This window comes from Cupriavidus sp. 8B (genome assembly GCF_054589115.1).
Genome location: NZ_BAAILO010000157.1, coordinates 1 through 828, shown reverse-complemented (window position 1 = coordinate 828; position 828 = coordinate 1). Strand labels below are relative to the sequence as shown.

Here is an 828-nt window from a genome sequence, read left to right as displayed (position 1 = left end):
AAGCAGGGCGGCGGCCGCTCAAATCTCCTTGCCTGTCAATACCTTGCGTTGATCAATCGCAGCTTTTTTGGGGCTGCTTAACTTGGGTGGATTGCTCTAACCACCTCTAACCCGGCAATTCGACGCCTCCCCGCATCTTGTTGCGCCGTAGCTGTCAACAAGGCGTCACAACGATCGCGCGACCGCAGAGGCGCCGCGACGCAATCGCCACTCAGGACCACTGGTTCAGTCTGACCACACTGCTTGCCACCGGTGCGTCCGCTTCCAAAAGGTCGCCTGAGCACACGTCATGGTTACGCCGAAAGCGGCCGCTCGCGTCACACCAGACCACGCCACGTGCGCACTGACCGACGCGCCCTGCCCATCCGTGCCTGGAGACTGTGTCGACGGCGTCATGTTAACTAGCAGTGAACGCCGCATCCGTTCCCAATGGGATTGTCAGCCGGCAGGGTCAATTCCAGAATGTGTCAACGATGCATGGATGGCGAGAAATTCAGGGGCTCGGGCCCTATCTGATCCGATTAACCATCTTTGTTCTGCTGACACACCGAGGACCGCTAGATGGAATACCAGACAATCAACCCGGCGACAGGAAAATTAGTCAAGACGTTCGAAAGCGCGAATGACCACGAGATCGCGGACATTATTGCGACGGCTCAAAGTGCTTTTGAACTGGATTGGCGGCATCGGTCCGTTGCGGATCGTGCGCGGGTTATCGCGAAGGCGGCATCCATCCTGCGAGACAAGGCGGAAGAATATGCGCAGATTATCACGCTGGAGATGGGAAAGAGGATCGCCGAAGCACGCGCCGAAGTGAAGTTATCAGCA

Annotated in this window: 1 protein-coding gene; it reads left to right on the top strand. The window is 57.4% G+C overall.

Going from position 1 to position 828, the window contains the following annotated elements:
* Positions 1 to 561: 561 nt before the first annotated feature.
* Positions 562 to 828 (top strand): aldehyde dehydrogenase family protein (locus tag ACYP5B_RS15620; protein WP_459570324.1); only part of this gene is annotated, 267 nt, incomplete at its 3' end.